Origin of the sequence: Iodobacter violaceini (assembly GCF_011601265.1) — a bacterium.
Classification (GTDB): domain Bacteria; phylum Pseudomonadota; class Gammaproteobacteria; order Burkholderiales; family Chitinibacteraceae; genus Iodobacter; species Iodobacter violaceini.
Genome location: NZ_JAAOLX010000001.1, coordinates 264,331 through 277,331, shown reverse-complemented (window position 1 = coordinate 277,331; position 13,001 = coordinate 264,331). Strand labels below are relative to the sequence as shown.

Genomic DNA, 13,001 nt, shown 5'->3' with positions numbered 1-13,001 from the left:
GAATGATTTGCTTTTGTGTTCGTGCCAGCAAAGCTGGTTTAATTTAATACCATGATTATTGGTTATTTAAGCCATGTTTTTCTTTGAAATCCCGTTCTATTTTTTTGTATGTGCCGTTTGCTTTTATTTCCTGCATGCCTTTTTCAAAAATATCCGCCATGCGCTGCCCGTCTTTATGTGATTTAGAAAAATTAAGATAAAAAACACTTGTTTCAACCAGACCCACTATTTTTATTTTTCCCTTGTAATTACGATTGGCATTAATCATTAAAGTGCCGGGTATGGTATTGATGACACCATATTGCACTCTTTTAAGCAGGATTTTTTTGAGCTGGGTATCATCAAACGGTGATTCATCCCTGATGATTTTTTTATTATCCATTAATACGTTGGGATAGGAATAGCCATGGGTAATGCTGACTGTTTTTCCTTCTAAATCTTTGACGGTTAAATTTTTATCTTTTGAATCGCTCAGAGCAAAAATAGAGAGGCCTTCTTCAAATAAGGGGGTTTTATGCCAGATGTATTTGTTTTTGTTTTCTTCGGTAATGGATGTATCAAAGCAGGCCACCGCCTTACCGCGTTCAACCTCATAAAGGCAGCGGGCAAAGGGCACGGGGTTAAATTTAACCTCTATGCCCTGGGTATGAAAAGCTGCGCTGACCAGTGAGGGGGAAAGCCCTTCAATCCCCTGTTTATTTCGGGTCATGGAAGAGAAGGGCGCCCAATCGTCCTCAGCATTGATGACCACTGTTTCGGCATAAAGCGAAGCAGATAATAAAATGCTGGCAAAACAAAGGCCGGTTAAACGCATATCTCTGCCTGATTATTAATTACATGATTGACCTCTGATTTATAGCACGCTTATCTGTGTAATATTTTTATAGATTTTGTGGCTTTAAATAAGCACAGCTTCCGTTTCTCTAATGCCTGTTTGTAAGCGCCACAGTGCCGCATAGCTGCCATTGGCTTCGAGCAGTATCTCGTGCGTGCCCGCTTCAACAACTTCACCCTGCTCCATCACATAAATGCAGTGGGCATTACGCACGGTAGACAGGCGGTGTGCCACGACGAGTGTGGTACGGCCTTTGGCTATTTTATCCAGTGATCTTTGAATAGCCGCCTCGGTTTCGTTATCGACCGCGCTGGTGGCTTCGTCCAGTACCATAATTTTTGGGTCTTTGAAGATCGCTCTTGCCAGTGCTAAGCGCTGGCGCTGCCCGCCCGATAGTTTTTGCCCGCGCTCGCCAATTTGGGTGTCGTAGCCTTGTGGCAGGCGCTCGATAAATTCATGCGCCTCGGCGGCCCGCGCTGCTGCGATCACGGCGCTCATATCCACATCGCTTTGGCCGTAAGCGATATTTTGCGCAATGCTGGCATCGCTTAAAAACACATCCTGCCCTACATAGCCAATGGCGCGGCGCAGATCGGGCAGGGCAATATCTTTGCTTTCCATGCCGTCGATTTTAATACTTCCGCTGTTGGCGTCGTAAAAACGCAGCAGCAGTTTAAGCAGCGTACTTTTGCCTGATCCGGTTGCGCCCACAAAAGCCACGGTTTGCCCTGCGCTGATATGCAGGGAAATATCTTTAAGCACAGCTTGCTCGCCGTAGGCAAAGTGAATGTGCTCAAAGCTAAGCGCACCTTTAACCTGGCCCAGCGGCTTGCCTTCGTAATGGATATGCACAGGGCTATCAAGCAGATCGAGCACCCGCTCAATCGCCGTCATCGAGCGCTGATAAAGATCGGCAATATCGGCAAGGCCGGTCAGCGGCCAGAGCAGGCGCTGGGTCAGAAACACCAGTACCGAATAACTGCCTACGCCAATCTGGCCATGCAGTGCCAGATAGCCGCCGTAAACCAGCGTCACCACAAAGCCGGACAAAATAGCCATGCGGATGATGGGAATAATGGCCGACGAGAGCTGGATCGCTGCGGCATTGGTTTGGCGGTAATGGTTGCTGGCGTCAAAAATATGCGCCGCTTCAAAATTTTCGGCGGTAAAGGCTTTGATGGTGGCAATGCCCAGCAGATTATTATTTAAGCGCCCGCTAATTACACCGGCCGCTTCCCGCACGGCTGCATAGCGGGGGGCAATGCGGCGCTGAAACCAGAATGCGCCAAATAAAATCAGCGGCACAGGCGCAAGCGCAATCAGGGCCAGCTGCGGTGCAATATAGAAAAACACTGAGCTGCACATCAGGGTGGAGCAGAGCACCTGAATAATGCTATTGGCCCCGCCATTTAAAAAGCGCTCCAGCTGATTAATATCGTCATTCAAAATCGACATTAACTTGCCGGTGCTCTTGTTTTCAAAGTAAGAAAGCGGCAGTTTTTGCACATGGCAGTAAGCGTCCAAGCGCAGATCATGCTGCAAGTTTTGCGCAAGATTTCGCCAGCGGATTTGGTAGAAATATTGAAATAAAGACTCGCCACCCCAAATAAAAACTGTAATTACACCTAAGTAAAGCAGCTGGTGAAAGCTGTCTGTCACCCCCAGTGTGGCGATAAAAGAAGTCTCGCGATTCACCACCACATCGACCGCAATCCCAATCAAAATCTCAGGCAGGATATCGAAAAATACATTCATCACTGAGCAAAAACTGGCCCGGAAAGCATCCCTGCGATATTGCCTGGCGTATTGAAACAAGCGGCGAAGTGAAGGCATGACATCAGCCTGGAGAAATAAAAAACCAATGCTAAATGAATATCAATTGAATGTGGAGAAAGTTTTGGGCGGGGAGGGGGAAATTGTGAGGAAAGGCCGCCGGCTTACGCTGTGCTCACCACGGCCTGCGAGGGCACTTTCACACTTACCTCGCCCCAAATACCATCCGCTTTGCAAAGCCTTTTCTCAGCCAGCCCATTTGGTCCATGGCGATCAGGCCTAAGCTGCGGCCGTGTTTGAGCAGGGGGCCTGGGTGATCAAAGTAGGTGATCAGGCCATCGGTAAAGTGGGTCACAATACCGGCGTCTTTTTTTCTGAGGCGGGCGTAGCGGGCAAGTTGCTCCGGCTCGCCGATTTCATCCTGGCGGCTTGCGATAATCAGCCCGGCCAGCGTGGTGGCATCGCGCAGACCAAGATTCAGGCCCTGGCCTGCTACAGGGTGCAGTGTTTGTGCCGCATTGCCGATCAAAGCCACGCGGCGGCCGACTACGGAATTGAGTGTTTTTAAAGCCAGCGGCCAGCTGGCACGCGAAGCTACGCTGCTAAATCCTGCGATGCGGCCTGAAAAACGCTTGCTGACTTCCTGCAGAAAATCACCATCACTCATGGCGAGCCGCTCGCTGGCCAGCTCGGGGGATTGTGGCCAGACAAGGGTGAAATCCTTGCCATTGGGCAGGAGAGCCAGCGTGGCGTCATCCGCAAAACGCTCATAAGCCATGCCGCCATGCGGCTCGGCGGGGGTGAGCCTGGCGAGGATGGCGTGCTGCTGGTAAGGCTTAACGGTCTGGATAATATCGTCCAGCTGGCTAATCAGCTGGCCGCCGTCAGCAAGTACCACAAGGCGGGCAGTGAGCCGCTCCTCTCCATTGGGGCCGTCGATTTTGACCTGGGCAAAGCGGGCCAGTCGTGTGATTTTACTAACGCGATAACCCAGTGCTGCTTTGGCTGTGCTTTCGCTGAGTGTACTGAAAGCGCGGCGGGCCAGTTTGTCATAGTCCACCACAAAGCCCAAAGCAGGCAGGCCCAGCTCGCTGGCCAGCAGCTCGGTGCGGCCGATTGTGCCCTGCTGCGAGATATGTACCCGGGTGATGGCTGTAGCAGCCAGCCCGGTTCCCCATAAACCCACTTGATCTAAAGCTTCAAAGCTTGCCCAGGATAAGGCCAGCGCACGCGGGTCGGCTTCAATTTTGGGTTTGGCATCAAGCAGCAGGGCATCAACACCTGCTGCTGCCAGCCTTTGCACAACCAAAGCGCCAATCGGGCCACCGCCAACAATCAGCACATCTACATGGAGGGGGAGTTTTTCTACGAGCATATTGACCTGAGGAAAAATTTGAGGCAAGGGATGAGTTTAAGGCCATCGGCAGGGTGGGTGAAACCCGCCTTTTGTAACATGACATATCAAGCTAATCAACGTCAAAAAGATCTTTTTAGTGCCTTTGGCACGTTGATTTAGGAGCGGTAGCCCGCGCGCAAAAGGATCTGCATCAGTCTGGTGGGGACTTCAGGGCAGCAGCTTCCCCCTTTGTAAAAGGGGGAAATACATCAAACTTACGCAGATCGTTTTGCTTTGTGCACGGTGGCTTTCATCCGTCATACAAAAAACACATACCTTACCTTGCCATGATCGCTTCAATTTCTGCCACGGTTTTCGGGCAGCTGGCGTCCAGGTTTTCCATGCCATCCTTAGTGATCAGCACATCATCTTCGATACGCACGCCGATGTTTTCAAAGTGCTTGGGCACATTGGCGGCGGGGCGGATGTAAAAGCCTGGCTCTACCGTCATCACCATGCCTGCTTCCAGATTGCGCCATTCGCCTTTGATTTTATAAGCGCCTGCATCGTGCACATCGAGACCCATCCAGTGGCCGGTGTTGTGCATATAAAACTGCTTATAGCTCAGCGATTCAAGCACACCGTCGAGCGAGCCTTGCAATAAGCCTAAATCGATCATGCCCTGAGCAAGTACACGTACAGCGGCCTCGTGGGGGGCGTTCCAGCTTTTGCCCGCGCGGCAAACATCGAGCGCGGCGTATTGGGCGGCAAGGGTGATTTCGTAAACGTCTTTTTGCGGGCCGCTGAATTTGCCGTTGACCGGGAAGGTGCGGGTGATATCAGAGGCATAGCCGCCGATCTCGCAACCGGCGTCGATCAGCAGTAAATCGCCATCGTTCATGCGGGCATTATTTTCACCGTAATGCAGCACGCAGGCATTGGCGCCTGCTGCCACAATGCTGGAGTAAGCAGGAAAGCGGCTGCCCTGACGGTAGTAATCGTGCAGAATTTCTGCTTCTACTTCGTATTCCATTTGCCCCGGGCGCGCAAAGCGCATGGCGCGCACGTGGGCCGCCGAGTTGATTTGCCCGGCCTGACGCAAGAGTGCGATTTCAAACTCATCTTTAAATAAACGCATTTCGGCAATGGTGCCGCGCACATCGGCGATTTCATTCGGGGCGGTGATACCGCTGCGCACTTTTGCGCGCACGCCATTCACCCAGCCTGAAACCCGGCTGTCCCATGCTGCATTGTGGCCATAAACGGTATGCAGGCGTGGCTGGTTTTGTAAGAGCTCGACCATTTTATTGTCGAGCTCTTCAATGGAATAAGCAGCATCAAAGCCAAACTGCTCACGGGCCGCATCAGGGCCGTGGCGGTGGCCATCCCAGATTTCGCGCTCTAAATCTTTAGGGCGGCAGAACAGAATATTTTGTGTGCTGTCTTCGCTGATGACTTGTACAAAAACGGCATCGGGTTCATTAAAACCAGTGAGGTAATAAAAGCTGGAATCGTAACGAAACGGATAGGTTGAATCGGCATTACGAATGATTTCAGTGGTATTGGGCACAATAACCACACCTGCAGGTAAGCGTGTGGACAAGGTTGCACGGCGGGTTACGTAAGGCTGCATGGATGGATTTCCCAAGTAAGGTAGGCAGATTATACGGCGAGGCGCAGCGCAGCACGTGTTTTAACTTACTTGTGGATTTTACTTATTGTGTGATGTTACGCAGGCAACCTCAAATCATGAAATACGGAGCCACAGAGAGCACAGAGTTTTACCGAGAAAAACAAGACTTGAGTTCAGTTATCTTGTAGTTTTTGAGTATTTTACAACCCCGTAATGAGTATTCCTATCGCAGCGCAGGGGCCTTCGTGCTTTGAGGTTGCGGTTTTGCTTCCTTTCCTGGCCGTTCAAGAAAGGGGGTCCCTGCGGTGGATACCGCGCCAAAATCAACGTGCCGAAGGCACTAAAAAGATGTTCACTGTGTAACAATCAGTGATTGTGTTGGGAAGGGGGGATTGATTGGGCATGTCGGCTTAGGTGGTGAGGCTATTGTCGGGTTACGCGGTAAAGCTCGCTAACCCGACCTACTCGGTGACCTTTATTTTTTTGCCGTACCCAACGATGCTTTAATGGTTTGAAAGCGTTTGGTGCTTTCTGCGCCTCCTGCGTAGTTTTCGAGTTTGTCCCCAATCACCTCTTCAATGGTATTGAGCCTGTCGCTTGGGCTGGGGTGGGTGCTGAACATCAGAGCTACTGTGCCCTCTGTTGGGTTGATGCTGCCCAGCGTTTGTAATACCGAGACTAAGCCGTAGGGGTTGTAGCCCGCTCTGGCGGCTAAAACCATGCCGCCAATGTCTGCTTCATATTCATCGCCCTTATCGAGCCCCCTTACAAACAGCTCCAGCGCATTTTTACTGCCAAGTGAAACAAGCTGCGAGGCGGTGCTGTTTTTAACGTTATCTGCTCCGGCCTTGGCGATATTGCTGCCTACTTTTTGCCATTTCCCGGATTCAATGGCCTGCATATGGTGGCGTTTCAGCGTGTGGGTAATTTCGTGGGCTAATACGCCAGCTAATTCTGCCTCATTGCGAAAGGTATCAAACAGCCCTCTTGTGAGCAGGATATAGCCGCCGGGGGTGGTAAAGGCGTTGATATTGGGGCTGTCTATCACGCCAAAATGGAACACTCTGTCGGGCTGTTCAGATTGTTTGACAATCCACATGCCGACCTGGTTTACATAGTGCTGCAAAGCGGGGTTGGCCACTAAAGGCGCTGCTCCCAGTAAAAGTGAGGCAGCGCTTGCACCTATAGCCTCTTCTTCTGCAGGCGTTGCCTTGTGCATGGCATCGGCCGTGTTTTTTACCCCTTCAATTAAATTACTGATATCCAGTTTGCCAAAATCAAAGGCAAAAGCGGCAGCAGGCAATAAGCAGGCCAGTATGGTCAGGCGGATACGCATGATTAGTTTCTCCTGTTTTTTGGGCTGTCATCAGAGGCAGGGGTTTTTTCCATGGCGATATATGCCACTTCCTGCGCGATCAGTTTTTCTTTGGCAGCGCTTTTTTGTGCCTCTGCCTCACTTGCCGTGAAGTTTTTCAGCCTAGCCAGCTCTTCCGGATTGGGCTGGGCATTTTGCAGCTGCTCGGCGGACAGCCCTTTTACCCCGGTGGTGACGGTGCTGCCGGAAGAGCCTGTTTTAAATGGATTTAGTGAAGCCAGAGTGCTGCCTTCGCTGCCTTTGCCTGTTCTGACATTCAGTAATTTGATCCAGCCGGTAAGCTTGCTCTCGTTTTTGACCTGCATCCACGCGCCCTGGCGCATCTGGATATCCACCACATTGTCTTTTTTAAGCTGGCCAATCACGGCAGCATCCAGAAAAGGTTTATCGCGTAAATCAGAATCGCGGATCACACTGGCCGTTTCGGCCCAAGCGGTGCTGCCTAAGGCGAGCAGCAGCCATAGTCCATTTTTCATGATGTCTTCCTTACGTCTTCAGAATTTAAACGGGGTTCAAACAGCTCTACTTCTTGCTCGCGGCCTTTCACATGAAAGCTGCCGTGCGGTACAAATTGAAAATGTTCATTGCAGGCCAGCCGGGTGGCGTCGGATATCAGCACGCGGGAGATGCCCTTGGTCAGGCCTTCGATCCGTGAGGCGAGGTTGACCGAATCGCCAATAATTGTGTAATCCAGCCGCGCATCCGAGCCAATAAAGCCCACCACGGCGGGGCCGGTATGCAGGCCAATGCCGATATCAAAATCAGCGCCCAGATCGGTCAGCTCGGTTTTAAATTTGACCAGTGCTGCCGACATTTCAATGGCGGCAGCTACGGCGTGTCTGGCGTGCTCGCTGTCATTCATTGGTGCGCCCCAAAACGCCATAATGGCGTCGCCAATAAACTTATCCAGCGTGCCGCCGTGGCGGAAAATAATCTCAACCTGCTGGGAGAAATAACGGTTGAGCAGGCCGACGATATATTCAGGTGTGCGCGTTTCAGACAGCGTGGTAAAACCGCGAATATCAGAAAACAAGATGGTGAGCTCACGTGATTCGGCCTGCTGGCTGCTGTGAATTTCGCCTTGCGCCACCAGCTGCCGGACCACGCGCTGATCCAGAAATCGCCCGAACAAATTGATGGCCTGTTCGCGCTGGGCTTTTTCTGCCAGATAGGCAAACAGCGCCGCCAGCCAGTAATAGACCCAGGCCCAGGCTATGGCGGCGGCAATAGGCCAGTACTGCATGTGGCCAAGGCCCAGCCAGAAAATACCTAAGCCCAGCAGCGTAGCCAGCAGCAGTGCGCCGCCTGAATACAGGGTGTTCACCTTGCGCTGAAAACTCAGAAATAAAAGCAGGATTAGCAACAGCCCCAGTGGCGCAAAATAGACGCGGGCAGGGGTTTGCAGCCAGTCGCCGTGCTGCAGATTATCGATGGATGTAGCCAAAATCTCGACGCCAGGGAAGTTGGCTGAAAGCGGCGTAGGGCGCAAATCCTGCAAGCCCGGTGCGGCGGTGCCGATAATGACGATCTTGCCGCTTAATTCATTGGCAGGGCGCTGCGGTTTTTCGCGGTTGAAATCAAAATAGAGATCGCTGTAGCTGATGTGCTGATGTGCTTGCGACCAATTGATGCGGATATCGCTGCCTTGGGGCATGGGCCAGTTAAAGTCTGCCGCGATGCGGGCGGGCAGGGAGGGCAGGCGCCAGCCCTGGGTTTCGGCGTAAATCCAGTAATGGCGGCCTGTACCGTCGGCGTCTTTTTTAAAATTAATCAGGCCACCACGCCAGGTTTCAGGCGGCAGCACCAGCGGTAAGAGCAAAGGGGCACGGGCATCGGGCTTAGCGTCCTGCGTTTTTTTCAGGCCGTAAACAGCAGGTAAATCGGCGAGCCGTGCGCCAATACCATCTACCAGCAGGGTGCTGGGCAGGTAAATATTGTGCAGCTGTAAAACGGTGTCTCTGAACAGCTGATCGCTGTCGGCGCGAAAGGTATCGGGCTCGTTAAATAACACATCAAATACAATGGCTTTGGGCTGATGCGCGGCAATTGCACTGAGCAGCTCGGCATGAATGGCGCGTGGCCATGGCCAGCTGCCCGCTACTTCATTCATGGTTTCCAGGCTTTTCTGATCGATATCGATAATCACAATATCGGCAGAGGCCGCACGGCGGCTGGCGTTTTTCTCCAGCAGCCAGTCGCCGCTTCTGTCATCAATCACGGCGCTAAAATTCAGCCAACCGTAATCTAATATCAGCAAGCTGCTCAGCAGAATAAAGATTGAAAGATAGGAAAAGCGTTGCAGCATGACTGCGCCCGTAAAGATGCTTCCTGATCTTTATAGTGCTCAAAAAAAAAGCCCGCATTTCTGCGGGCCGTTTTTCTTGATATGCGGGTGTCAGCCAGATTACTCTTCATCCATTACTGCGGTGGTGTACACCGCCTGAGCGTCGTCAAGGTTTTCCAGCATGTCGAGCAGCTTTTGCATTTTGGCCACATCGTCACCGAGGATCTCGGTTTCGGCCTGTGGCTTCATGGTCACTTCGCCCATTTCTGCTTTAAAGCCTGCTTTTTCCAGCGCTTCTTTTACGGTGATAAATTCGTAGGGCGGGGTAATCACTTCGATAGAGCCATCATCATTGGTGATGATATCTTCTGCACCCGCTTCCAGCGCGACTTCCATCAGTGCGTCTTCAGGTGTGCCAGGTGCAAAAATCAGCGTACCACAGTGTTTAAACTGGAAAGACACGCAGCCGTCTGCACCCATATTGCCGCCGCACTTGGCAAAGGCATGGCGCACTTCGGCCACAGTACGCACTTTATTATCGGTCAGGCAGTCGATCATGACCGCTGCACCGCCAATGCCATAACCTTCGTAGCGGCATTCTACGTAATCTACGCCTTCCAGATTGCCCGAACCACGCTCAACGGCCCGCTGTACATTGTCTTTAGGCATATTTGCGTCGTAGGCTTTATCAATCGCCAGACGTAAACGCGGATTGGTTTCAATTTCCGCGCCGCCCATCTTGGCTGCAACGGTAATTTCTTTAATCAGACGGGTAAAGAGCTGGCCGCGTTTGGCGTCCTGGCGACCTTTACGATGCTGAATATTTGCCCACTTTGAGTGACCTGCCATGCTCGAATGTCCTGTTAAAGCCGAAGTTTAATGGCGGATTTTAGCAGAGAGAGGGCAGAAGGAGGAGAGGGGGAGGGGCTGGCTATTGCTGATTGGGTAAAAAAGTGCGGCTATTTGCTTGATCTGGGGCAAAGATGTTGGTCTTCCTGGTGGCTTACCGCGCATCCTTTCAAGTAAGTGCAGACAGCACAGGAGCGGTATTTGCCCTGATTTTTTTTAATAACAGAGTTTCTGCTCTGGAAGAAGGCTTCTTATGAAACGTACTGTTTGCTTTAACTGATTAAATTAAGCCGGGCCTGAATTACAGCTTTGCAGCATTCAGTATTTTTTTATAGCTGCCATCGGCTTTCATGCTGTTGAGGCCACGGTTAAATGCTTTGAGCAGTGTTGCTTTTTCTTTATGGATTTTGGCAAAAGCCAGATAAGTTTCTTTGATTTCCAGGCCGGGGGTTTGCCATTCTATATTTTGCAGGTTTAGATCTGTCCTGATCATATACAGGCCTGCTGCTTTATTGCCATAAGCGATATCTACACGCTCTCTGGCAAGCTTTAGCAGATTGGTGCGCAAGCTGGATGCCAGATCAAAGTGTAGTTGCGGGTTGTTTAAAACCGGGGGCAAATAACTGCTGCGCTCTGCGCCAATTGAAAGGGATTCCAGTACTTTTTTGTTGCCAAGCTGATACTGGCTGCCCCGCCGGGCAAAAAAACCAAGCTCTTGCTTCACAATGGGCTGGGAGTATTCAAAAATTAAATCACGCTCTGCATTTCGCCAGATGCCTAAAATGCCACATTGCCCGTGTTCACCTTCTTTTAAGATCCGCGCCCAGGGCATAAATTTAAATTGCATCTGGTAGCCAGAGCGCCGGAATGCCTCGGAGGCAATCTCGATAACCGGGCCGTTTTTGGGAAGGCTGCGGCTGTTATAGGGCGGGAAATCACCGATGCATATTTGGATGGTATTGCTGGCGCGGGCGTTGCCGGAGAGGCAGAACAGGGCCGGCAGAAATAAAATTAGCGCGCTCAGGCGCTCAGCATTTAAAGCGGCTGCCTGGGTGACTGCATGGCTGATTTGAAATGCTGAATAGTGGCCCATGATGGTTCCAGAATTTTATTTAATTAATTCAACATTTAATTAAAGTATCCTGATCACGCGCAGCCGTGACAAGTAATCCATATTATGTATAAAGTCTGAATAAGAAAAAAGCCGCAAGAGCGGTTTTGGGGCTGGGGCTTTGGAAATGCGTATTCAAATATACGCAGATCTGCGGGCAGGCAAACCAATTTGATTTCCCTGCCCCATTAATCAGTGCGATGCCTTTATAAAACAGCCAGCGTCACTTCAATATTGCCACGGGTGGCGTTGGAGTAAGGGCAAACTTCGTGCGCTTTATGCACAAGTGCTTCAGCTGCGCTGCGCTCCATGCCTGGAATGGTCACATTCAGTGCAACTTGTAAGCCAAAACCACCTTTGCCGTTCGGGCCGATGCCTGCCAGACCATTCACCGATGTTGTTGCGGGCAGCGCAATTTTTTCTGCAGCAGCCACAAATTTCATCGCGCCAATAAAGCAGGCTGAATAACCGGCGGCAAACATTTGCTCAGGGTTTGTCCCTTCGCCTCCTGCACCGCCCAGCTCTTTGGGCGTGCTTAATTGCACATTCAGTTTTTGATCATCAGAAGTGGCGCGGCCATCTCGGCCACCTGTTGCGGTTACATTGGCTGTGTAAAGAATTTGCATGTGATGCTCCCTGGTTGGAAATACTTTTGATGTGATAACTATAGTACTCAATTAAATTGAGCACAACTTAATTGTGTAAAATAATATTATTGCCTGGAATAGACGGGGGAGATCTGGCTTACTGCCAGCTGGAGTTTTACGCGGAGGAGCTTAAATCATCACGAATCTGTGTCAGCTGGCTGCGAAGCTGCATCAGTGTGTCTGCACTTTGCCCGCTGGCGCATAAAAGCTGCACGGGGATTTCTTTCGCTGCTTCTTTAAGCGCCTTGCCATTGGCTGTCAGCGTAATCCGCACCTGGCGCTCGTCTTCTGTATCCCGCTGGCGGCTGATAAACGCCGCACTTTCCATGCGCTTTAACAGGGGAGTAAGTGTGCCGGAATCCAGAAACAGCGCCTCGCCGATGTCTTTTACCAAAACATTGTCTTGCTGCCACAGCACCAGCATAACCAGATACTGAGGGTAGGTAAGGCCAATTTTGGCGAGCAGTGGCTTATAAGCCTTGGTCATCGCAAGAGAAGCTGAATAAAGAGAAAAGCAAAATTGCTTATCAAGGCGAAGCAGGTCTGAATCTGATGGCATAAATTTTTTAGTCAGAAAATAGGGCCATGCCAGTTTAGCAAGCATGCTGCAAAGGGATACAGGCAAATTGAAGAGGATGCTTTCTGATCCGGCCCAGTGATGGCGTAAACCAGGCTATCTGCAGGCACAAAAGCTGTGCTAAGTGCCTGCTGTTAATTAGCAAATGGCTTTTTAGTACTCATGGGGTGACGCCAGTCTTATCCGCTTAAATAAAACCAGAAGACAGAATGTTTTTCGCAGGAGTTGTAATCGCTGTGAAATTGCTCCTGCCTTACTGGGCCAGCCCTGCATGGTTGATCAGCGTTTATGCCAGCAAGTTTAATTCCGCCACATCGATATTCGCCAGTGGAGCAATGCTTTCAACCAGCTTTTTAAAATGCTCGGTCTGCATATGGGCATTTAATGCGGCTTTATTCTGCCATTGTTCCTGGATTACAAAGCGATGATCATTGCTATTGTCCAGCAGTAAATCATAGCGGTGGCAGCCTTCTTCCTGCCGGGATGGGGGCAGTGCCAATTGAATGGCATCAGATACTTTTTGGGCATGATCAGGTTTGGCAATTATGGTGGCTAAAACAAAAAGCGGGCTGCTCATGGTA

General features: G+C 50.9%; 12 protein-coding genes. All 12 read right to left on the bottom strand.

Going from position 1 to position 13,001, the window contains the following annotated elements:
* Positions 1-55 precede the first annotated feature (55 nt).
* Complete coding sequence (locus tag HA050_RS01215) at positions 56-814, bottom strand: substrate-binding periplasmic protein (RefSeq protein ID WP_166821040.1); 759 nt, start codon at positions 812-814, stop codon at positions 56-58.
* Between the two features lie 84 nt (positions 815-898).
* Positions 899-2,668, bottom strand: a complete 1,770-nt coding sequence (locus HA050_RS01210; RefSeq protein WP_166821038.1) for an ABC transporter ATP-binding protein — start codon at positions 2,666-2,668, stop codon at positions 899-901.
* A gap of 145 nt (positions 2,669-2,813) precedes the next feature.
* The gene (locus HA050_RS01205) at positions 2,814-3,983 is read right to left on the bottom strand and encodes an FAD-dependent monooxygenase (RefSeq protein ID WP_166821036.1); all 1,170 of its coding nucleotides are present in this window, start codon (positions 3,981-3,983) and stop codon (positions 2,814-2,816) included.
* Between the two features lie 298 nt (positions 3,984-4,281).
* Entirely contained in the window at positions 4,282-5,577 is a 1,296-nt protein-coding gene (gene pepP / locus HA050_RS01200) for a Xaa-Pro aminopeptidase (RefSeq protein WP_166821034.1), read from the bottom strand.
* Positions 5,578-6,052: 475 nt separating this feature from the next.
* Entirely contained in the window at positions 6,053-6,913 is an 861-nt protein-coding gene (locus tag HA050_RS01195) for a M48 family metalloprotease (RefSeq protein WP_166821032.1), read from the bottom strand.
* A 2-nt stretch (positions 6,914-6,915) separates the two neighbouring features.
* Positions 6,916-7,428 carry an SH3 domain-containing protein gene (locus HA050_RS01190; protein ID WP_166821030.1) on the bottom strand — a complete coding sequence of 171 codons (513 nt, stop codon included), beginning with the start codon at positions 7,426-7,428 and terminating at the stop codon, positions 6,916-6,918.
* On the bottom strand, positions 7,425-9,257 hold the full coding sequence (locus HA050_RS01185; protein WP_166821028.1) for an adenylate/guanylate cyclase domain-containing protein: 1,833 nt from the start codon (positions 9,255-9,257) through the stop codon (positions 7,425-7,427). Before HA050_RS01185 ends, HA050_RS01190 begins: the two co-directional genes overlap by 4 nt.
* A 99-nt stretch (positions 9,258-9,356) precedes the next feature.
* Positions 9,357-10,085, bottom strand: coding sequence for a YebC/PmpR family DNA-binding transcriptional regulator (locus HA050_RS01180; RefSeq protein ID WP_166821026.1), 729 nt, complete (start codon positions 10,083-10,085; stop codon positions 9,357-9,359).
* A 301-nt stretch (positions 10,086-10,386) separates the two neighbouring features.
* On the bottom strand, positions 10,387-11,178 hold the full coding sequence (locus HA050_RS01175) for a transporter substrate-binding domain-containing protein (protein WP_166821024.1): 792 nt from the start codon (positions 11,176-11,178) through the stop codon (positions 10,387-10,389).
* Positions 11,179-11,402: 224 nt separating this feature from the next.
* The gene (locus tag HA050_RS01170) at positions 11,403-11,822 is read right to left on the bottom strand and encodes an organic hydroperoxide resistance protein (protein WP_166821022.1); all 420 of its coding nucleotides are present in this window, start codon (positions 11,820-11,822) and stop codon (positions 11,403-11,405) included.
* A 136-nt stretch (positions 11,823-11,958) separates the two neighbouring features.
* A complete protein-coding gene (locus tag HA050_RS01165; RefSeq protein WP_277344346.1) occupies positions 11,959-12,447 on the bottom strand; it encodes a MarR family winged helix-turn-helix transcriptional regulator in 489 nt (162 codons plus the stop codon).
* A 259-nt stretch (positions 12,448-12,706) separates the two neighbouring features.
* Positions 12,707-12,997, bottom strand: coding sequence for a putative quinol monooxygenase (locus HA050_RS01160; protein ID WP_166821020.1), 291 nt, complete (start codon positions 12,995-12,997; stop codon positions 12,707-12,709).
* Positions 12,998-13,001 lie beyond the last annotated feature (4 nt).

Excerpts from the sequence above, each read along its gene's own strand:
- HA050_RS01215 (WP_166821040.1), bottom strand. The coding sequence starts at position 814 with ATGCGTTTAACCGGCCTTTGTTTTGCCAGCATTTTATTATCTGCTTCG.
- HA050_RS01210 (WP_166821038.1), bottom strand. The coding sequence starts at position 2,668 with ATGCCTTCACTTCGCCGCTTGTTTCAATACGCCAGGCAATATCGCAGG.
- HA050_RS01205 (WP_166821036.1), bottom strand. The coding sequence starts at position 3,983 with ATGCTCGTAGAAAAACTCCCCCTCCATGTAGATGTGCTGATTGTTGGC.
- pepP (WP_166821034.1), bottom strand. The coding sequence starts at position 5,577 with ATGCAGCCTTACGTAACCCGCCGTGCAACCTTGTCCACACGCTTACCT.
- HA050_RS01195 (WP_166821032.1), bottom strand. The coding sequence starts at position 6,913 with ATGCGTATCCGCCTGACCATACTGGCCTGCTTATTGCCTGCTGCCGCT.
- HA050_RS01190 (WP_166821030.1), bottom strand. The coding sequence starts at position 7,428 with ATGAAAAATGGACTATGGCTGCTGCTCGCCTTAGGCAGCACCGCTTGG.
- HA050_RS01185 (WP_166821028.1), bottom strand. The coding sequence starts at position 9,257 with ATGCTGCAACGCTTTTCCTATCTTTCAATCTTTATTCTGCTGAGCAGC.
- HA050_RS01180 (WP_166821026.1), bottom strand. The coding sequence starts at position 10,085 with ATGGCAGGTCACTCAAAGTGGGCAAATATTCAGCATCGTAAAGGTCGC.
- HA050_RS01175 (WP_166821024.1), bottom strand. The coding sequence starts at position 11,178 with ATGGGCCACTATTCAGCATTTCAAATCAGCCATGCAGTCACCCAGGCA.
- HA050_RS01170 (WP_166821022.1), bottom strand. The coding sequence starts at position 11,822 with ATGCAAATTCTTTACACAGCCAATGTAACCGCAACAGGTGGCCGAGAT.
- HA050_RS01165 (WP_277344346.1), bottom strand. The coding sequence starts at position 12,447 with ATGCTTGCTAAACTGGCATGGCCCTATTTTCTGACTAAAAAATTTATG.
- HA050_RS01160 (WP_166821020.1), bottom strand. The coding sequence starts at position 12,997 with ATGAGCAGCCCGCTTTTTGTTTTAGCCACCATAATTGCCAAACCTGAT.